Origin of the sequence: Pectobacterium nicotianae (genome assembly GCF_023272715.1) — a bacterium.
Taxonomy (GTDB): domain Bacteria; phylum Pseudomonadota; class Gammaproteobacteria; order Enterobacterales; family Enterobacteriaceae; genus Pectobacterium; species Pectobacterium brasiliense.
In genome coordinates, this window is sequence record NZ_CP096821.1 from 3952320 (window position 1) to 3973242 (window position 20923).

Consider the following 20923-nt stretch of genomic DNA (forward strand, 5'->3'; position numbering starts at 1 on the left):
CCGAAAAAGATATCAGGCGGCACAGGTATCATACCGGAAGCCGCCTGACTTTTACCTTGCGTAAAAACAAATTAGCCCGTTACGAGACGTAACTTAGCTTAGTTGCGCGCCTGCGCGTGCCACACGATTTTGCTCACTTTCCAGGTTTTCAGGATATCGTCGGGCGGCATCAAGCCTTCCGGGCCGCTCCATTCGCCGGAATAGACGTAGCTGATATGCGTACTCTGCGGGGCGGCACATTCTACGCTCTGCGCATCATCACCTTGCCCCAACTGGCAGGATTCAAACGCTTTGCTGTAGGTAGTGCTAAAAGCATCACCAATTTTCACGCCACCTGCGCTGCCAATCGCCGGATCCATGACCTCAACTTTGCGCACGCTGCCCTTCGGCTGGCCGCTGATGATCATTTTCACCTCTTTGCTATCCAGCGCCTGATAAAACGCGACCAGCTGACCGTTGGACGTCCCCATTCCGCTACGCAGTTGATAACTGCCATCCAGCGCGCTCTGTAGCGCCCCTTCGGACAGTGGCGTACCGGCATTAATGCCGCCGACACCCGCATCGGTAACCTCCAGCGAGCTGCCGAACCAGTTAAACGGCGACAGGCTCGACCATGAGAAATTGGAAAGCGTGCTGCATCCGGTCAGCAACAGCGGTAAACCCAGCACCAGCGATAAACCCAGCGGGCGAAAATTCATGGCATGTACTCCTCAAGATTGAACGGCTTCCATCGTCAGCCACCATAGCAAGATGGGGGTTGGAGTCTGCAAGCAACGAAAAGTGCCGTAAAAGACGGGATAATCCTGCGGAAGATTATAGGGGGCATACGAAAAGAAACCTACCAGAACCGCAGACCTCCCGAGAGCCGGAAGGCCTGCGAAGAACATCAACTACGCTGTGAGGCAAAATCCGTTAAGTCATAACGGTGCGTGAACAGATCGTCCAGCTCCGTCTGGTGCGTAATCGCCACCACGGTACACGCTGGCAACGCCAGCTTGACCAGTGCCAGAAGCTGTCTGGCGGCGTCATGATCCAGATTGCTCGTCGCTTCATCCAGATAGAGCGTATCGGGTTTAGCAATCAGCGCGCGGGCAAAGGCGACACGCTGCCGCTCCCCGCCGGAGAACACCCGATCCCAGTTCAGTTGCTCATCCAGACGATCGCGCCACGCGCCCAGCCCGACGCTATCGAGCGTCTGACGCAGCATCTCGCTGTCAGCCAGTGCCGGGTGCGGATAGCAGAGAATCTCTGCCAGCGTCCCCTGCCCCAGATAGCTTTGCTGCGGTAACAGCAGGCTGCGGCCTTCCAGCGATTGCCAGCGGCCATCGTAATACGGCCACAGACCGCTTAACGTACGCAGCAGCGTGGATTTTCCCAGCCCGCTGCGGCCAGAAAACTTACTCCAGCTACCCGCTTCACAGCTCAGGTCCACCTTTTGCAGCAGCGGAGAACCCTGCGGCGTGGTGAAAGAAAGCTGATCCAGTTGCAGACGTTCACCGACCGGAACCACTTCATCTTCAGACTGATGGCGTTTGATTTCCTGTTTGAACTGGCTCAGACGTTCCATGCTCGCGGAAAGCTCCATGAATTCGCGATACATGCGAATAAACCAGCTCAACGCACCATGCACCTGAGCAAACGCTCCGCGGATTTGCATCAACCCACCTAGCGTTACCGTTTTGCTGAGAAAGGCCGGTAATGCAGCAAAAATAGGGACGATCAAGCTAATACGCATGTAACCCGTGGTGAAAAAGCCCAGATTACGTTCCGCATTCATTGAACGCCACCAGTTAGAGACAATCGCAGAAAATTGACGCTTAAGATGGCTTTTTTCCTGCTGTTCGCCACCATATAGTGCAATTTGCTCCGCGTTATCATGCTTACGCAGCAAAGACGCACGAAAATTCGCTTCAGCACGTTGCTTCTCATAGTTAATACCGTGCAGCCGTTTACCGATCAGATGCGTAATCAAGGTGCCGAACACGGTATAGATAATGACGGCCCAGACCAGGTAACCTTTGATTACCCACTCCTCACCGAACAGCGTAAAGCGCTGTACTCCCGACAGTTCCCAGAGAATGATGACGAAAGATGACAACTGGGCAGTCACAACCAAAAATGACGCCACCAGACTCACCGTCTTATCAACAAATAAGCTGATATCCTCAGCGATACGTTGATCGGGGTTATCGATTTTTCCCACTATCGACATCCGATAAAACGCTCGCTTTGCCAACCAGCTATTCACTAACTCTTCCGTCATGGCACTGCGCCAACGAATGATCAGCCAGCGAGTGAACCAGTCCTGATGCACAAATACCACGATATAAATCAGGATATAGATGCCGTACTCTTTCATGAGAGAGAGCAGCAAGCTGCTATCAAACGTTCCTAGCGCATCGTAAAACGTTTTACTCCAATCATTGAGCAATACGTTGAGATAGACGATGGTCCATCCCATACTGATGGCAGCAACAAGAAGTAACAGAGCTAATAAGCCTTGTTTTCCCCGCCAAAAAGGGCGGCAGAGATCGACAAACTGTGCCGCTATCTTTTTCACTCTTTCACCTCTTGCGGCAAGGTGATGTAAAGCACACGGTTATCCGGGTTATACAGCTTCGCCGACATTGCCCGTACCTCTTCCAGCGTGATGCTGTCAGCCAGTTTGGATACGCTGCTCAGATAACGTGGGTCGTTATAGTGGCGGTAGCTCAGGATCAGACGGCGCTCTATCGTTGTGAGATCGCTCTGACGCCCTTTTTCTGCACGGATGAACTGCGCTTTCTGCTCATCGACATCCTGCTGAGTGATCTTCGTCGGTAGTTCAGCAAAGGCTTTCTCAGCCAGCGTCCACAACTCCTGCGCACGTTCAGGCGCGCTGGAGAAGCTCACTTCCGTTTCAATACGCTGTCTTTTATCTTCCAGTTCGCTATCGAGACGCATGCGGTAAATACCTAACGCATCATCACGCAGGCTGGTTTTGAGGTACTTATTCGCCAGATTACGGGCAACGCTCACCTGCACGGCGGCCTGTGGCGTCCACGTATGCGGCGTGAAGCTCCAGGTGCGGATATCAGCACGCGGTTCGATACTGATGGCCGATGTCGCTTCACGTTTACCCGGCAGCGCCAGATGTGATTTCACTTCACCAGCAGGCTGACGCGGGATCGTCGCTAGATAGCGTTCAACCTGCGGCAAAATCTGTGCCGCTGGCATATCCGCCACCAGATAGTAGGTGACCGGGGCAAACACCGCTTTATGCCACTGTGAAAGCAGCGCCGGCGCTGAAATTTGCTTCAACTCAGCAATTTCAGGCTGCTGCCAGGCTGGCGCACCAAAACGCAATTTGGCGATATCACTGGCCCGTTTTCCTGAAACCGATTGATCGTCATTGGCTTTTTGACGCGCCAGACCCATCATGCTCTCTTTCATCACGTCAGGATCGATACCTGGAGCTACATTCAGCTCACGGTATAACGCTAACAGGTTTGCTAATTCACCCGTTGGCGCATTCCCGCTTACCGTCAGTTGATCCGCTTCCTGAGCGATGCCCAAAGACAGCGCTTTTTCCTTTTTCCAGTTACTGAGCGCTTCACCGCTCCATGTTGCCGGTCCGCTTTGGTTGACTAATTGGCTTGCCAGCTGTACCTGCCACGGATTGGTCGACGTCGATAAATATCCCGCGTCGCTCACGGCTGTGAAGTAGACTTTTTTACCCGCCTCTGGCGCACGCAGCCATACTACGCGGTCACCATTGCTCAACTGCCACTGCTCGACCTTCTGCGCGGCGAAGGTCTTCACCGCCGTGCGTTTGCCACTTTGCGTTACAGCTGGCAGTTCAGGGATGACTTTCTCTTTTTCTACCTGTAACGGTGCCAGCGTCGCGGCTGCCCACTGTGCCTGTAACTTACGAATCGCATCCGGCGTCGGCAACGTGAACGGCGTCGCGCCCGGCACGCTAAACTGTACCAACGTATCCGGTGACGCTAACCAGCGCTGCAAATGGTGGTTCACGTCTTCTGCCGTGATGGTATCCAGTGCTTCCAGCGCGTCTTTACCGCGCTGCTGGCTACCGACATAAGGACGATCCTGCTGCCAGACAATGGTCAACTGCTGAACCCAATCGGAGAACTCGCGTACTTCCTGCTTGTTAGCCATACGCTGCGCGACTTCACGAATGTCAGAGGTGATCTCTGTAATATCCTGCTCGTTTAACGGATAGCGTTTAAACCGCTCAATTTCTTTCAGTACGGCAGACATCGCCGCGTCATGGCCACCCGGCATCACATTCGCAAAGAAGCCCAGCGCTGCCGTGGTTTTCCCAATATCCGATTTACGCACGACCAGGCTACTGGCGTCTTGCGGCAGCTCCGCCTGTTGTCGACGAACCTGGCGCAGTAACGCAGACATCGTGATTTGCGTAAGCAAGCGGTGGCGATACTCAGGTTGACCGAATGTGTCTTTGTCATTGAAACGATAGACAAATGACACCTGGCTGCTGCCACTTTGGCTATCCTGTAAGCGCGCGACGTTGAGCTGCGGTTTCAACAGCGGCTCGTAGTAATCACGGGCTGGCACAGCCACATTTGGCAACGGCGCAAAATAGCGTTGAATTTCGCGTTCTGCATCCGCAGGCGTGATATCACCAATAATCATCAAACGCATATTCGACGGGTGATACCAGCGTTGATAGAAATCCCGCAGTACGCTGGCTGGCGTGTCGTTAATCGACGCTTCGGTGCCAATCGTCGGGCGGGAAGGATAACGAGAATCATGGCGAATCGCCTGTACGCGCTGCTGGTTCATGCGTTCCGCTACGCCCAGTTTGCCACGCCACTCTTCCAGAATAATTTTGCGCTCATCGTCGAGATCGTTTTGCAGCAGCTTGGCATGACCCGTCATCTGGCTCAGCACCTGTAGCGTCGTGCCCAGATCGCGATTCCCTTTCGGCGGGCTCATCATATACATGGTGCGCTCGTAGTTGGTCACCGCGTTATAGCTCTGACCGCGAATCCACCCCTGCTTGTGCAGTTCGGTACCTACGCCTTGAGGAAACGCCTCGCTGGCGCGGAACACCATGTGCTCCACGATATGCGCCACGCCGGATTCATTGTCTTTCTCATCGATCGAGCCGACATCAACAATCAGGCGAATATCGACCCGCGATTTCTGCCCTTCCAGCGGCACGAGGGTGTAGCGAAATCCATTCGCCAGCGTCCCTTCTTTAAAAACCGGCAGCGGACTTTTGATTTCTTCGGCCTGACTCACCAGACTCCCCGCTAACAGGCCAACAGCCGTTAGCGATAACCAGCAACATTTCTTCCAGTTCATAACAACCTTTTCGTTTTTATTTTTGCCTGCAAGGCAATTTCTGAATGCATCAATGCAAAATGCCCCGTCATTCGTCAGAATGTGACGAATGACGGGGCATAGGATTTACCAGGTGTAAGCGACACCAAGCCAGAACTGACGGCCGGGTTTGTAGGTGACAATGGCGGTATTGAAACTCGATTTCTGACTAGTTTCTACCACATTATCAAGCACATTCAGTACATCCAACGTGATGTCCAGCGTCTGATTTTTGTAGACAGGCTGCGAATAAGATAAACGCCAGTCGTAGGAGATAAAGTCGCTGTATTGAGTTGAAACATGTTCCGCAACACTCCCTGAAAAGCTAGGGTCCACGTCACAGGCAGGACTACCGCCAGGGCACACTGTCTGTGATGACGCAGTCAGATAGCCTTTGTAGCCGGAGGTATAGCCCACGCGCTGGCCCCAGTTAAGACGAATCGCTGGGAAGTAAGTATCCACGTTCAGGAAGGCAGTCCAAGGGGTATTGAAATCCATTGCATCCATCTCGCCCCTGTACATCAGCTTACCGTCAACAATCACCCGCTGTTCGTCATTATTCAGATCATCGTAGTAAAAAATCGAATTAGCTTTATTTTTCGCAATACCGGCACCTAATGTCCAGTTCACTTCAGCAAAGCTAAAGCGATGCGGACTGATTGGCTGTACTTCCAGAGAAAATGTATTTCCCTCTGTCTGGCCGTCATTATTCATCACACGGTAACGTTGCCCAGCAACGGTCATTGATTCAGCACCAAACTGATCTTTGCCCTGACGGTTGACCCATTTGGCCGTCCACACGGTATTCATCACGCGCTGTGATAACCCCAGTGTTACTTCATCGCTATAAGGCGTTTTTAAATCAGAAACATCATAGTTGTTGCCCATTATCCTTGCTGGGCTGGATGTCCACGGCGCAGTCGATGACGTGCGACTTTGCTGGACACTCGAACCAATACCCTGACGTAGCTTATAGGACAGTATATTCGATGCATAATAGCGGTTGGCCCCACCGAATACGCGTGTTGAACGATCGCCAAAGACATCATAAGAAGCGGCGAAACGCGGAGCAAAATTCAGATTTTCCAGGAAGTCGTCGTAAGTAACACGCACGCCCGGGGTCACTTCAAGGCGACCGTAGCTCATACTGTCCTGCAGATAGACTGCATAACTGCTATAGCTGGTTTGCACGGAACGGGCAGGAAAGAGTGTACGGGTACCTGCAAATTGCTCACCGGGAATACACATTGAATCACCAGGTAGGCACACTACGTTGGGATTGACATTAGTCACCCGAGCCACAGCATTACTCGTATAGGCATCCTGAAAACGACGATACTGTGCATTCGAAAAGTCAGCCTGCCAGCCGAAATCAACCTGATGGGTCATTCCCAACAAGAAAGCAGGGTTGAGTTCGTAGTCCTGCTTGAAGGTGGTGGTATTTTTTTCTGTGGCGAATCTGCCATATCCACCAATCTGTGAATTTCTAACTGATGATTGCCAGTCAAGTGACGGGGAGACAAAACCTAACGAAGGCGCATTGTTGATCCAAGTAATAAATTCGTTAGATTCATGTTCAATCTTGTTTTGTTCAAACTGGTACCCAGCCAGACTGGTCACTTTCCCCCAAGTGGCATTGTGATCCCACTCCATATTGAAGCGATAACCGCCACCGGTATTGGTAAATGCACCGTTCTTTATATTCTTTTTGTAATATTTAGATTCATGCGGGGAATACATTCCCGTCATGCGAACAATATCGCCGTTGTCCGTCAGATAGGTACCTTTTAACAGGTAGGTTTCACTGCTCCGCTCCTGATCTTTCCACGTCTGTAAATACTGCTGATAATAGGGAATATCTGACTGCTGGCGGTTATAGGCAAAAATAAAGCCCGCTTTATCGCTCAACGGCTGATTAAAGGTAGCTGAATAGAACTGCTTCTTAAATTTTGGCTGGTAGTAGAGGTTAGTACCTGAATAGAACTCTTCGCTAATACTAGAATCAACGTGATAACTGGTCCAACTATCACGCGAAGTGCGATAAGAGATCTTGCCGGATGCTTTATCTAACTTGGGATCCATGAGCTTGGCATCTACCACACCGCCGGTAAAGTCACCGTACTTAGCGGACACGTTGCTATCAAACACTTCCAGCGATTCAATCAGCTCCGAGTTAATCCAGAACGATTGTGTGCCGCCAGCGGGTAAATCTGTCGGGTTGTAACCATCTGGATCGCCATCTAGCACTCCCTTATTAGCACCAGGGTTAATATTACTATTGTTCGATAACCCATCGATCATAAAGTTATTGTTATAAAACTTCTCGCCGTGGAACGAGACGTTTTCTGGGGCGAGTTCACCCGGCGTATTGCTGCTATTCGCCGTGTTCGAGAACTGCACAGCGGGGTTATTCTTTAATAACTCCGTTACCGATCCGTTTCCGGTTGGCATTTTTTTAATCTGCTCAGCATTCAGAATCTGCGTCCCCATCGACTGGCTGGTCGGGGTTGAGCGGACTAAAATCGTATCTTCGCCGTTTTCCGAAGAGGAATCACCCTGCTGTTCTTCTTCGGTTTCTGTCTTGTTTTTCTGCTGATTTTCATCGGCAGAGGTATCATTTTGCTGTGCGAGTGCAGGCCCTGATAATAATGACAAAAGCATCATTAAATAGACGTTCTTATTCATTTATTCAAAATCCCCAATAAGCATAATTATTTGAAAAATAAAATATTATTGTAAATTCCACGTGTAATATTTATTGCTGGTCGTCAACCCGAATGTGTCCATTCAGTTTGAAAACGATGGAAACGATCTGATTATCCACCGGAGCCTCCGTGCGATAGCGCCAGCGCGCCATGTCTTTCACCACATCATCGCCAAATACGCCGTCTGGCGTTTCAGACAGAATCTGTACGTTAGTGACCGTACCACTGCCGGTAATATCGAATTTGACGCGCACTTTTCCTTCCACACCCAGCGCTTTTGCCCGAGAGGGATAATTCACGCGACGATGCAGCGCTTTGAAATTTTGACTATTACTTTTCCCTGCACCACGCGCAGCCTGACCGCTATCGCTTTCTCCAGCCTTAGCGGTTGCTGCACTCCCCGGCATACCAGCAGAGGCTTGCATTGGTGAAGGCGCATCGCCGGTTTGGCTTGTCGCTACGGGAGACTCACTCTTTTTCTCTGTCTGCTGCTGCGTCACCTGCTGTTGTTCTTTTGGTTTGTTCTCAGGTTTCTTTTCAGGCTGCTTTCTCTCACGCACGGGCGGCTTCTTTTCCGCAACGGGTGTGACAGGCTTGCGCTCAATGACAGGTTGTTTAATAACCGGGTTGGAGTGTTCTGGTAACGGGGGGGAAATAGGTTGTTCTAAAGAAACGGTTTGCGTCGCCACAACGGGAGGATCGGAAGATTCTGCTGTAGGAGGGGATGAATCAGCCTGCTGCGTCATTGCCGCAGCCATCATCGTGACCTGCATGCTTCCGCCTGCATTTCCCGCCATATCTTCAATGCTTTCTTTCGGGGAAGAGTGCAATAGAAAGAAAAGCGCCAGCGCCGCATGCGCTACGCAGGACAAAACAAAGAATGCCAGAGAACGCCAGTTAGGCACATCGGCGGTCAGCGCTGCGGTTGGATAGGAATGAGCAAGAGGACGAGAACCCAGCAATACGCTGCGGCCAGTGCGGTTCGCACCCAGCAAAGCCCCCTGAAGATTTTCACGACTCACTATCCAACTCCATCTCTTAAACTTCAACTTCCTGGTGTCAGTCGTGCAATCACAATCTTCCAGGCGATAAAATGTAAGCAAGATCGGAACACGAAAAAACATGTCAAGGCCGATCGGACAACATTAATAAATAATAATACAAATGAGAATCGTTTTACAAATGAAAACTGTTACCCACAAAGTCTAACAAACTGCAGGCAATATCATTACAAATCACAGTAACGCATTGAGGTTAAATGAAAAAAGTGCGCTAACAGAGGCGCACTTTTACTAAAGGGGATAACTCGGGGGAGAGGCGGTGCAGGGATAACGGTTTAGCATCAACGCAATAGCGATCAATATTCCCGATCTTCAATCAGGCGTTTTCCCAGCGTGATGCAGTCAACGATCTCATAGTCGAGCTTTTCATACATGCCGATGACAGCATCATTGTCTTCACGCACCATCAGGTGAATCTTCGGGCAGCCGCGGGCAATGAGCTTTTTCTCCAGACGGCTAATCAACGCATTCGCAATGCCGCGTCCGCGAAAATCAGGATGTACGCCCAGATAATATGCCGATCCACGATGGCCGTCGTAACCGCCCATCACCGATCCCACGAGTTCACCGTTCACCTCTGCGACCAGAAACAGATCGGGATCGTGATTGAGCTTACGTTCGATGTCCATTTCAGGATCGTTCCACGGGCGCAGCAAATCACAGCGTTCCCAGAGGGTGATCACGGCTTCAAAGTCATCCTGCCTGAATATGCGGATTTCCATCACAGTCGCCATTTTGCAATAAGGTAAATCGTGATTATCGCGTGATTTTTATCAGACGCAATCTCAAATTGCGCGCCGCCGTCAGGAATCACACAACAGGTGACCGGGGATCGATTTTATTGATGGTATACTGCCCGCCTTTATTATTGTGCCCCAGCGCCAAAGAAACGAGATGCCCACTATGTCTGACGTCAATGCGGTAAAACATTTTTTGCTTAGCTTACAAGAAGATATCTGCCAGCAGCTTGCAGCGATCGATGGCGAAGCTGATTTCGCTAAAGATGAATGGCTACGTGCCGAAGGCGGCGGCGGGTGCAGTCGCGTGCTGTCCGGCGGACGCATCTTTGAACGCGCGGGCGTAAATTTTTCTCATATTATCGGTAAGTCGTTACCGCCTTCAGCCAGCACCCATCGTTCGGATCTGGCAGGCCGCAGCTTTCAGGCAATGGGCGTGTCGCTGGTAATTCATCCGCTGAGCCCTTATATCCCCACCAGCCACGCCAATGTGCGCCTGTTCATCGCCGAGAAACCGGGAGAAGAACCGGTTTGGTGGTTTGGCGGCGGCTTCGATCTTACGCCCTATTATGGTTTCAAAGAGGACGCAGTACACTGGCACCAGACCGCTCACGACCTGTGCCAGCCGTTCGGTGACGATGTGTACCCGCGCTATAAAAAGTGGTGCGACGATTACTTCTTCCTGAAACACCGTAACGAAGCGCGCGGTGTCGGCGGACTCTTTTTCGACGATCTCAACGAGCCCGATTTTGCTACCAGCTTTGCCTTCATTCGCGCCGTCGGTAACGGCTTCCTTGATGGCTATCTGCCCATCGTTGAACGGCGTAAAGATCTGCCTTGGGGAGAACGCGAGCGCGAGTTCCAGCTCTATCGTCGTGGCCGCTATGTGGAATTTAACCTGATTTGGGATCGCGGTACGCTGTTTGGTCTGCAAAGCGGTGGACGCACCGAATCAATTTTGATGTCCATGCCACCGCTGGCACGCTGGGAATACCAGCATCAGACTGAACCGGGTAGCCCGGAAGCCCTGCTGTATCAAGATTTTTTACAGGCCAAAGACTGGCTGGCAGAAAATCACACGCACAACAAGGAAGCATAAGTCATGCAGATTTGGGTCGATGCCGACGCCTGTCCTAACGTCATCAAAGAAGTGCTATTTCGCGCGGCGGATCGCACACAAACACAGGTCACGCTGGTTGCTAACCAGACCATAAAAGTACCGCCGTCGCGCTTTATTCGCACGCTGCGCGTCTCGGCGGGATTTGACGTCGCCGACAATGAGATCGTGCAACGCGTTGAAGCTGGCGATCTGGTGATCACTGCGGATATTCCGCTGGCATCGGAAGTGATAGAAAAAGGCGGCATCGCGTTGAATCCGCGCGGAGAGCGTTATACGCCGGATACCATTCGGGAACGGCTGAACATGCGGGACTTCATGGATACCATGCGAGCCAGCGGGATACAAACCGGTGGCCCCAGCGCATTAAACCAGCGGGACCGTCAGCAGTTTGCTAATGAGCTGGACAAGTGGTTGCAGCAGTCAAAAAAGCCATAATGGCCTGAAGTTCTCGCCATCCCGCGTTTGCTGCTCTTTTAACAGGCAAAACAGGATGGCGATACTGACTTAGCGATACACTGGCAGCAGATCGAGGCTGGAAAGAATGTGTATCAGCGCGGTGCCGATACCAAATAGCAGCACCAACGCAATCATCGCATTACCGCCCCGCACACGAAACAGCGGGCTACCGAAGCGGACGCGCGACGCGCGAGCCAGCAACGCAGGCGTAATCACCGCCCACACCGTAGCGGCCAGCCCGGCAAAGCCAATCGCATAAATAAAGCCGTTCGGATATAGCAGGCCACCGATGACCGGCGGCAGAAAGGTCACCAGCGCTGTTTTGGCTCTTCCCATTCGGCTATCGTCAAACTTCAGCAAATCTGCCAGATAATCAAACAGCCCCAGCGTCACGCCGAGAAACGAACAGGCGACGGCAAAGTTGGAAAAGACGGTGAGCAACACGTCCAGATAAGGGCTGTTCAACACCCCACCCAACGCCTGCACCAGCACATCAATATTACCGCCCCGCTCCGCAATCCCGATAAAGTCAGGACGGGCAATGTTTCCCATCGTACCAATCAGCCAGATGGCATACATCACCAGCGCCAGCAAACTGCCAATAAACAAGCAGCGCTTGATGATCTGCGGTTCACGGCCGTAGTGCTTCACCAGGCTGGGGACGTTGCCATGAAAACCGAAAGACGCCAGGCAGAATGGCAGCGTCATCAGCACATAAGGCAGATAACTGGGTGCCGGCTCCGCCACATTCAACAATACCGTTGGCTTCACATTCCACAGCAGGCTGCCGAACGTCATGAAAAAGGTCAGTACCTTTGCTGCCAGAAAAAAAGCGGTCATACGGCTCACTGCGGCGGTGCTCCACCACACGGTCAACGCGACAAACAGCGCAAACAGGAAGCCACCAATGCGTGCAGAGAAATCAATCGACATCTCAGCAAGCGTGTGATGGATAATGGAACCACTCGCCGAAATGTAGGCGTAAGTCAGGATATAGAGGACAAAGGCGATCGATATGCCGTTAATGACATTCCAACGCTTGCCCAACAGATCTTTAGTCAGCGTATCGAAGCTGGAGCCGGTCGGATAATTAAGGTTGGCTTCCAGTATCATCAAGCCCGAGTGATACATACAAAACCAGGTAAACACCAGCACGGCAAATGACCAGAAAAACCAGGCCCCCGACATCACCACCGGCAGGGAAAACATCCCGGCGCCAATAATCGTTCCTGCAATAATCATCGACCCGCCAAACAGCGAAGGAAGACGCTTTCCTGTACCGCTTTTTTCTACTGTGTTCTCTTTCACTGCGCGTGTTGCCATAACCGATAGTCGCTCGTTGGTTTTTTTATCAAGTCCGGGGGAGTCGCCCCCTAAAGACGAGGCGGGATCATGGCATAAAACCAAAATTATTCCATTGATTCATCTTAGTCAGGCGACTATTTGGTCGATAAATTGCGATAAATAAAAAACCCAGCCGACTTCTGGCTGGGTTTGTCTGTATGACAGAAAATGACTTACAGCGGCTGAGTTTGTGCTTCCACGACCGCCAGCGCCACCATGTTCACGATCCGGCGTACCGAGGCAATCGGCGTCAGGATGTGGGCTGGTTTCGAGATCCCCATCAGTACCGGCCCTACCGTCACACCTTCTGAAGACGACACGCGCAGCAGGTTATAGCTGATACGCGCAGACTCCATGTTCGGCATGATCAGGATGTTGGCCGAACCTTTCAGCGGGCTGTCAGGCATCTGCTCGCGGCGGATGGCTTCCACCAGCGCGGCATCGCCGTGCATCTCGCCATCGATCTCCAGCTCCGGTGCCAGCTTGTTGACCAGCGCCAGCGTGGCACGCATCTTCTGCGCCGTCGGAGAATCCGAAGTGCCGAAGCTGGAATGCGACAGCAGCGCGACTTTCGGCTCGATACCGAAACGGCGTACGCTTTCTGCCGCCATCAGCGTGATTTCTGCCAACTGTTCCGGCGTCGGATCCGCGTTGACGTAGGTGTCGGCGATAAAGGTGTTGCCGCTTGGCAGCAGCAGCGCGTTCATCGCCCCCGCAGCCTGCACGCCTTCGCGATAGCCGAACACTTTCTCAACCACGTCGAAATGTTCTTCATAGGTGCCAATCGTGCCGCAAATCAGCGCATCCGCTTCGCCACGGTGAACCATGATGGCCCCGATCAGCGTTGGGTTACCGATCACCGCGCGCTGCGCTTTTTCCTGCGATACGCCGCGACGCTTCATCAGTTCGAAATACTCGCTCCAGTATTCTTTGAAGCGCGGATCCGATTCGTTATTGACCACTTCGAAATCTTTACCGATGGTCAGCTGTAGTCCCAGCTTTTGCAGACGCATTTCAATGACGCTCGGACGACCAATCAGAATCGGGAACGCCAGACCCAGCGTCACCAGCTCCTGCGTGGCGTGCAGCACGCGCGCATCTTCACCTTCCGCGAATACCACGCGTTTCGGCTGCTGACGCGCCTGCGCGAAGATCGGCTTCATGAACAGGTTGGTTTTGTAGACGAACTGGGTCAGTTTTTCGATGTAGGCATCGAAATCTTCGATCGGACGCGTCGCCACGCCGGAATCCATCGCTGCCTTCGCTACCGCCGGTGCGATCTTGATGATCAAACGCGGATCGAACGGTTTCGGGATCAGGTAATCCGGGCCGAATGACAGCTCCTGATCGCCGTAAGCAGATGCCACCACTTCACTTTGCTCTGCCAGCGCCAGATCGGCAATCGCGTGTACGCAAGCCAGCTTCATCTCTTCGTTAATCGTGGTCGCACCCACATCCAGCGCGCCACGGAAGATGAACGGGAAGCACAGCACGTTGTTCACCTGATTCGGGTAGTCAGAACGGCCAGTACAAATAATCGCATCCGGGCGCACTTCCTTCGCCAGCGGCGGCAGAATTTCTGGCTCCGGGTTTGCCAACGCCATGATCAGCGGACGCGGAGCCATGGTTTTCACCATTTCCGGCGTCAGCACGCCAGGACCGGAGCAACCGAGGAAGATATCTGCATCTGGGATCACGTCCGCCAGCTTACGGGCACCGTTATCTTCCACCGCATACGCCGCTTTGGTCTCTTCCATATTTTCGTCACGACCGTGGAAAATCACGCCGCGCGAATCACACACCACGATGTTGTGCTTTTGTAGACCCAGCGCCACCAGCAGGTTCAGACAGGCGATAGACGCCGCGCCCGCACCGGACACCACCAGACGCACATCAGAGATATTTTTTTCTACTACGCGCAGGCCGTTCAGAACCGCAGCGGTACAGATGATCGCCGTGCCGTGCTGATCGTCATGGAAGACGGGAATCTTCATGCGCTCACGCAGCTTCTTCTCGATGTAGAAGCACTCAGGCGCTTTGATGTCTTCCAGATTGATACCGCCGAACGTCGGCTCCAGCGCAGCGATCACATCGATCAGCTTGTCTGGATCCAGCTCGTCGACTTCGATATCGAAAACATCAATGCCGGAGAATTTTTTGAACAGAACGCCTTTGCCTTCCATTACTGGTTTACCGGCCAGTGCGCCGATATTGCCGAGACCAAGAACGGCCGTTCCGTTAGAGATCACGGCGACCAGATTGCCGCGCGCGGTGTATTTGTAGGCAGCCAGCGGATCTGCCGCAATTTCCAGACAGGGAGCCGCAACGCCGGGAGAATACGCCAGCGCCAGATCGCGCTGTGTTGCCAGCGGCTTAGTCGGGGAAACCTGAATTTTGCCGGGTATCGGATACTGGTGGAAATCAAGGGCACTTTGCTTTAGCTGTTCATCCATCTTATGTACCTTTTCGGTTTTGTTGTGTTGTGTCTGTAGGGTCAAGAGTACCCAGTATAGTGTTTGCGTATGGCTAAACTACCGAGGATGGCAAAAACTGAGGGGGAATGCTGGTTAATATAGTTATTTTATTTGACGGTTTTTTGTTCGATTTGCAGCCGGAGTCGGATACACCAAACGGGATAATTGAGAGAAATTCAGAGAAAACGGGAAGATCGTCGCGTGATGCAAACACACCACGCAACAGAGAAAGAGAGGTTACTGCGTCATATTCAGAATAGTACGAATGTTGCCTGCACTGGTGGCGATAATATCGATGGCTCCGGTGCGCAGCGCGCCAAGAATCGCTAAGGCTTTGGTATTTTCAGAAGCAATCGCAATCACGCAAGGGATTTTGTGTAGCTCTTCAATACTCACGCCAATCACCCGTTCGTTCATCACCGTATCCACATGCTGACCCTGCGCGTTAAAGAAGTCATATCCGGCGATATCCCCAATCACGCCCTGATTGAGGCTGGCATCAATAATTTCATGCGGGGTGAACCAGCCGAGTTTAACCATGTAGCTGTTCTCATTCATATCCCCAATGCCCACCAGCGCGATATCGGCCTTGCGCGCCCGATCCAGCGTTTCCTTAATGGTGCCGTTCTGCATGAAGGCTTCTTTGAGCGCCCGGTTTTCGACATAAGCGGGTGAATACAGCGTTTCGCTGCTGCCACCAAATTTCTTTGCCAGACGGCGGCTGATATGGTCGGCGTTAATCGCATCACCGGGACGGTGTGTTCCGCCGATACCGCAGATAAAGCGGCAGTTACGTTCCGTCACGTTGCTCACATGGTCGGCGACCGCCGCCACATTACGTCCCTGTCCAACGGCGACCACGGTATCGTCTTTCAACGACAGCGCCAGATAGTTGGAAACCAGTGCCGCAACCTGCCGACGCTGCTCTTCTTCATCCTGATGGTCGAGTGCAATCAGCGCACGCTTGATCGAAAAGCGCTCCAGCATTTGCTGTTCAAGACGCGTGCTGAAGACCGGATGATAGCGCACGGTAATTTCAACAATGCCTTCTTCTTTCGCTCGTTTCAGCAAACGCCCGACTTTGATGCGCGAAATACCGAATTTCTTGGCGATCTCTTCCTGAGTAATTTCGTCCTGATAATAAGCAACGGCGATTTCAGTCAGAAGTTCGCTTTCCTGAGATCCTGATTGTTTTTCCATCTGGTCACATTTTCCTTACACAAGGGGATCGGTTTATACAGACGCTGTGTCTACAGATGAAAACCGTCGCAATGAATAATTGTTACACGCTGGGAGAAGAGGCTCAAGCCCAGCGAGATTATCCCTGATGGTGGCGCAAACGGACAGAGGCAGAAGCGCCGGAGCCAGACAAAAAGGCTGACTCCGGCAACGTGACACATTACCGCTGAATGGCATCAATCTTCAGCATTTTGGCAATCACCAGATCGAGCTCTTTCTCGTCGAAAATTTTCTTCCAATCCGGCTTGATGATGTTCTCTTTACCGTATTCAATCGCGATCATACACGCATCCGAGAACGGATTCGTGCTGCGGAAAGCCACCGCCAGCGCGATCTGAATGTGTCCATAAAGCATAGCTTTCGCTGCGGCCTCCGGCACACCAATTGTGTTGATGGTTTCATCCAGCGCTTCTTTCATCAACGTGCCAACCATACAGGCTACGGTTTCAACCAGCGTCGGTTCCAGATAGGCCAGCTGTTTTACCGTCACCCAGTGCACGTCAATCACCGGGCCATACATCACTTTAACCACGCGCGCTAAGGTGGCCTTCTGCTCGTCACTGCCCGCCTCATAAGAGGCGGCAACGTGCTGTGGCGCGGCCACGCCGCCAAATGCATCGGCATGTTCTTCCGGCGTGAAGCGATCCAGAAATACGGAAGGATGGCACGGATGGGCAACGGCGTAATCGATATCATCACGCTTGGCGATAAGATTGGCATAGGCCGCTGCCGGGTCCAGCGTCAGCAGCACCGCGTTGCTTTTCATCTGCGGGACAACAAGTTCAGAGACCACTTTCAAAGCAATATCAGGAACGGCCAGAATCACCACATCGCTTTCAGGAATCACCTGCTCAGCAACGGACAATTCTCTGCCCGCGGCAACCACTTGCTCCTGCGCACGCGGTGAGTTCTCGCAGTAAAACACCTGATAGTCACTTTTCTGGAAATTGGCAGAGATACGCATGCCCATTTTACCGCCAGCGCCCAGTACAGTAATGGTTTTTAATTCAGCAGCCATGATTGTTACTCCTCGGATTTGGGATATTCAAAGAATGTGTGATGAACGGTTCGCATCGGGATTGCGCGTGTAGAGATAATTCAGGCTATGGCGCGTCCAGGCGTCTTCCAGACGGCACGTTTCTTCCGCATTGGCCTGCCACGGCAGCCAATGCTCGACGATCTGATTAATGTTTCGTTCGTTCGGACGAACGATCTGGTGAAGCGCGTCGTAATCCAGCAGGCCAGTTCCCAGCAGACAGCCGGAATAGGTAAAGCCCACCCAACCTTCCTGACGGGCAAACGCAAAATCTTTGATGTGCAGGTTAACTACCCGCGAGGCCGTTAGTTCAATCACCTCACGCGGATATTCCAGGGCGGCAACACAGTTGCCAGGATCGAGACAAATTCCCAGTGCCGGACTGTCGATGGCGTCAACGACCGCCAGCACGTCGCGCGTTCTTACCTGCTCATAAGTTTCCAATCCCAGTTGGATGTTGTGCTGCTCAAACTCAGGCAGCACGCGGCGCAGCAAGGCAAGCGCCTCGTCTTGTGTCGGCTTATGTGTTGCTGTGTTGAACATGGTGCGGATAAAACGGACATCCAGCGCGCGCGCCATCGTGAGATAGCGTGTCAAGTGATCCGTGGCGAGCCCTCGTGTTCCCAGTTCCAGTTGAATACCGAGATCGACCGCGCGCTGCCGCAATTTTTCCAACTCGGCAGGCGAGAGTGCTTCCACCGCCGCGTAATCACAAATCTGGAAAACGCCCGCACCAGACTCTGCGGTTTGCTCCAGCATGGCTTCCAACCTCAGCGGATTCGGCACGCGGGAAGAGGCTCGCCAGAAGAACGCATAGGTACTTAATCCAATTGCCATATTTATTTCCTCTCACTTACGCCTGCAAACAGAGCATGAAGGCTTCATCCATAATGGCGTTAAACGCAGACGGGTCATGGGCAAAACGCCCCAAAAACAGGCCATCAGCGGCGTCACCAAGCTGACTCAGCAATCCCGGCCCGGCACTGCCGCCATAAATAATTCGCCCCTCACGCACGCCTGCCTGTGTTGGAAAATGCTGTTTTAATGCCTGACAGACCTCGCTGATGTACGCTGTTGGGGCGGGCTCCGTACTACCAATCGCCCACTGCGGCTCATACGCCAGTACCAAATCGCCCGTCAGCTCTTGCTTCTGGGCCAGATTCAGTGCCGCGTCTAATTGAGCCTGACAGGTGTCGATGGCTTGCTGCGTCGAGCCACGTTTCTCCTCGCCCACGCACAGCACCGGCGTTAGCCCATTACGCCAGGCCGCCGCCGTTTTCAGCGCGAAATGCTCATCCGTTTCGCCAAAATAGCGACGACGCTCGGCATGCCCGATTTCGACATAGCGACACCCCATTTCATGCAGCATGGTGCCGCTCACTTCTCCGGTGAAGGCTCCGTTATCCGCCCAGTGCAGATCTTGTGCACCGACATGAATGGATGACTGGGCAAAGCGCTGCACTACGGGCGCTAACGTCGGGAAGGCGGGCAGCACAAACAGCCGGGCCGAGGGCAGTGATGCCAGCGGATGCTGTTCGGCTATCTCATGGATTTTCTGGCACCAGTCGAGTGTCTGCTGATAGCCGAAATACATTTTCAGGCTGACGCCCAGCGTTAATTTGCGCGAACTCATCGCTCACTCTCCGCTTGCGTCGCCGTCTGATGCGAAGGAGTCGGCGTCGTATCGCTGTTCAACACGGCCGACACCGCCTCAAGGATCATGGCTAGCGATATTGCCCCCGCATCGGGCGTGCCCAGACTTTTTTCTGCCAGCGGGCGAGCGCGACCTATTTTGGGTAACAGCTGTGCCGTGTCGTCAGCAGCCTGTTGGGCACACTGTGCAGCCTGCTGCCAGGCTTCTGGCAAGCGCATTCCCGCTTCGACTCGTTGCGTCAGTGCCAAACTAAAGGGGATGAGCGCATCCACCAGCGTTTTATCCCCCGGTTTCGCTTTACCGAAATGCATCACGCTCTCTTTGGCCTGACGTATACCGTCAGCCACGCGACGACCGTCAGGACGTTGTTCATCACCCAACACCGTTCCCAGCGCATTCAACGCGACACCCCAGATTGCGCCAGACGTTCCTCCTGCGCGATCGGCCCAGGCATCTGCCGCACGTTGCAATAATGTGCCAGCGCCTGCCTGCCGCTCCAGCATCTCCGCGGCCTTTTCCGCTGCGGCAATCACCCCACGCTCCATGCCAATGCCGTGATCGCCATCCCCGGCAATGGCATCGATACGGCCCAACTCGGTGACGTTAGCCAGTACAATGTCACGCGCCGCGTTCAACGCCGCCGCAACACAGTGTGCCGTGGCTTTCGATGCCGCCGTCGCGGCTGGGATCACATCGAGTTCTGCCGTGAATGTCCGCTCAGCCAGCGGTTCGGCGGGAGACATACTGCCTTTACGGAATGCCGGTGCATCAGCAGGCGCACGCCAGAAACGCTCCAGTTCCTCATCGAGCCAGAACAACGTGAGCGATAGACCCGCCATATCAAAGCTAGTTACCAGCTCACCGACTTCCGGCTCGACCACCGTCAGCCCCTGTTCAACCAGCAGTTGTGAAACGCGGCGATAAACCACAAACAATTCTTCGTATTTCACCCCGCCGAGGCCGTTGAGTACCACGCTAATCCGCTGTCCGGAGAGCGTCGTGATGCCTTGCGGTACCTCTTTCAACAGTGAACTGACCAACAGCTCAGCCAGTTCATCAGCGGTTGAAATAGGGACATCACGGATACCTGGCTCGCCGTGAATCCCCATGCCTACCGCCATCATTCCTTCAGGAACGGTGAACAACGGGTGTTCCGCGCCCGGCAGGGTACAGCCAGAGAAGGCCACGCCGAGCGAGCGGGTGCGCTGGTTGGCGCGCTCGGCAACCTCAAGTACGGCAGCCAAATCGTAGCCCGCTTCCGCCGCCGCAGAGGCAGCCTTAAAGACCATCAGATCGCCCGCTACCCCACGACGCTTTTGCCATTCGTTCAGTGGCGCGCTGGAAATATCATCGGTAACCGCCAGCAGCTCACACGGGATACCTTCCGCATTCAGACGCGCCTTAGCCTGTCCGAAATGAAGCACATCGCCCGCATAGTTACCGAACGTCAGCAGTACGCCACCACCATTGTGTGCCGCTCGGGCAACGCTACAGATCTGCTGGGCTGATGGCGAAGCAAACAGGTTGCCCATCGCCGCGCCGTGCGCCAGCCCCTGCCCGACCAGTCCGGCAAACGCCGGGTAGTGGCCGGAGCCACCCCCGACCACAATGGCGACCCCACCTTCACGACTGCGAGTGCTTCTGACCACACCGCCTGGTACCTGACGCACTTTGTCAGCATGCGCCGCCACAAAGCCTTCGGTCAGCTCCCGGGCAAAGGCGGAAGGTTGGTTGAACAAATACGTCAT

The 20923-nt window shown here is 53.3% G+C and carries 15 protein-coding genes; 2 read left to right on the forward strand and 13 right to left on the reverse strand.

The window, feature by feature from the left end; genetic code table 11:
• Positions 1–98 precede the first annotated feature (98 nt).
• The 6 genes from MYB54_RS17615 to MYB54_RS17640 all read right to left on the reverse strand — a co-directional run bounded on the left by MYB54_RS17615 (position 99) and on the right by MYB54_RS17640 (position 9837).
• Entirely contained in the window at positions 99–698 is a 600-nt protein-coding gene (locus MYB54_RS17615) for an RpoE-regulated lipoprotein (protein ID WP_248721134.1), read from the reverse strand.
• A gap of 188 nt (positions 699–886) precedes the next feature.
• Positions 887–2560 carry an ABC transporter ATP-binding protein/permease gene (locus MYB54_RS17620; RefSeq protein ID WP_039283731.1) on the reverse strand — a complete coding sequence of 558 codons (1674 nt, stop codon included), beginning with the start codon at positions 2558–2560 and terminating at the stop codon, positions 887–889.
• Positions 2557–5331, reverse strand: a complete 2775-nt coding sequence (locus tag MYB54_RS17625; protein ID WP_248721135.1) for a M16 family metallopeptidase — start codon at positions 5329–5331, stop codon at positions 2557–2559. Before MYB54_RS17625 ends, MYB54_RS17620 begins: the two co-directional genes overlap by 4 nt.
• A gap of 105 nt (positions 5332–5436) precedes the next feature.
• Complete coding sequence (locus MYB54_RS17630) at positions 5437–8034, reverse strand: TonB-dependent receptor plug domain-containing protein (protein ID WP_014914270.1); 2598 nt, start codon at positions 8032–8034, stop codon at positions 5437–5439.
• A 70-nt stretch (positions 8035–8104) separates the two neighbouring features.
• Positions 8105–9076: a TonB family protein gene (locus MYB54_RS17635; RefSeq protein ID WP_248721136.1), complete on the reverse strand. Its 972-nt coding sequence runs from the start codon at positions 9074–9076 to the stop codon at positions 8105–8107.
• Positions 9077–9411: 335 nt separating this feature from the next.
• Positions 9412–9837, reverse strand: coding sequence for a GNAT family acetyltransferase (locus tag MYB54_RS17640; RefSeq protein ID WP_039274944.1), 426 nt, complete (start codon positions 9835–9837; stop codon positions 9412–9414).
• Between the two features lie 181 nt (positions 9838–10018).
• Here MYB54_RS17640 and hemF point away from each other — a divergent pair, with 181 nt between their 5' ends.
• Both hemF and MYB54_RS17650 read left to right on the forward strand, forming a co-directional pair.
• Complete coding sequence (gene hemF, locus MYB54_RS17645) at positions 10019–10951, forward strand: oxygen-dependent coproporphyrinogen oxidase (protein ID WP_248721137.1); 933 nt, start codon at positions 10019–10021, stop codon at positions 10949–10951.
• Between the two features lie 3 nt (positions 10952–10954).
• Positions 10955–11407, forward strand: a complete 453-nt coding sequence (locus tag MYB54_RS17650) for a YaiI/YqxD family protein (protein WP_010307164.1) — start codon at positions 10955–10957, stop codon at positions 11405–11407.
• Positions 11408–11476: 69 nt separating this feature from the next.
• Here MYB54_RS17650 and mtr read toward each other — a convergent pair whose 3' ends face one another.
• The 7 genes from mtr to lerK form a co-directional block, all read right to left on the reverse strand.
• Positions 11477–12751 carry a tryptophan permease gene (gene mtr / locus MYB54_RS17655; RefSeq protein ID WP_248721138.1) on the reverse strand — a complete coding sequence of 425 codons (1275 nt, stop codon included), beginning with the start codon at positions 12749–12751 and terminating at the stop codon, positions 11477–11479.
• Between the two features lie 194 nt (positions 12752–12945).
• On the reverse strand, positions 12946–15225 hold the full coding sequence (maeB, locus tag MYB54_RS17660) for an NADP-dependent oxaloacetate-decarboxylating malate dehydrogenase (RefSeq protein ID WP_014914266.1): 2280 nt from the start codon (positions 15223–15225) through the stop codon (positions 12946–12948).
• Between the two features lie 258 nt (positions 15226–15483).
• Positions 15484–16446 (reverse strand): sugar-binding transcriptional regulator, encoded by a 963-nt coding sequence (locus MYB54_RS17665; protein WP_010284307.1) that lies wholly within the window; start codon positions 16444–16446, stop codon positions 15484–15486.
• A gap of 199 nt (positions 16447–16645) precedes the next feature.
• Positions 16646–17503 carry a phosphogluconate dehydrogenase C-terminal domain-containing protein gene (locus MYB54_RS17670; protein ID WP_010284305.1) on the reverse strand — a complete coding sequence of 286 codons (858 nt, stop codon included), beginning with the start codon at positions 17501–17503 and terminating at the stop codon, positions 16646–16648.
• 27 nt (positions 17504–17530) lie between these two features.
• Positions 17531–18358 (reverse strand): sugar phosphate isomerase/epimerase family protein, encoded by an 828-nt coding sequence (locus tag MYB54_RS17675; RefSeq protein ID WP_014914265.1) that lies wholly within the window; start codon positions 18356–18358, stop codon positions 17531–17533.
• 16 nt (positions 18359–18374) lie between these two features.
• Complete coding sequence (gene lerI / locus MYB54_RS17680; protein WP_014914264.1) at positions 18375–19154, reverse strand: L-erythrulose-1-phosphate isomerase; 780 nt, start codon at positions 19152–19154, stop codon at positions 18375–18377.
• Positions 19151–20923, reverse strand: a complete 1773-nt coding sequence (gene lerK / locus MYB54_RS17685) for an L-erythrulose kinase (RefSeq protein WP_014914263.1) — start codon at positions 20921–20923, stop codon at positions 19151–19153. The genes lerI and lerK overlap by 4 nt, the downstream gene beginning before the upstream one ends.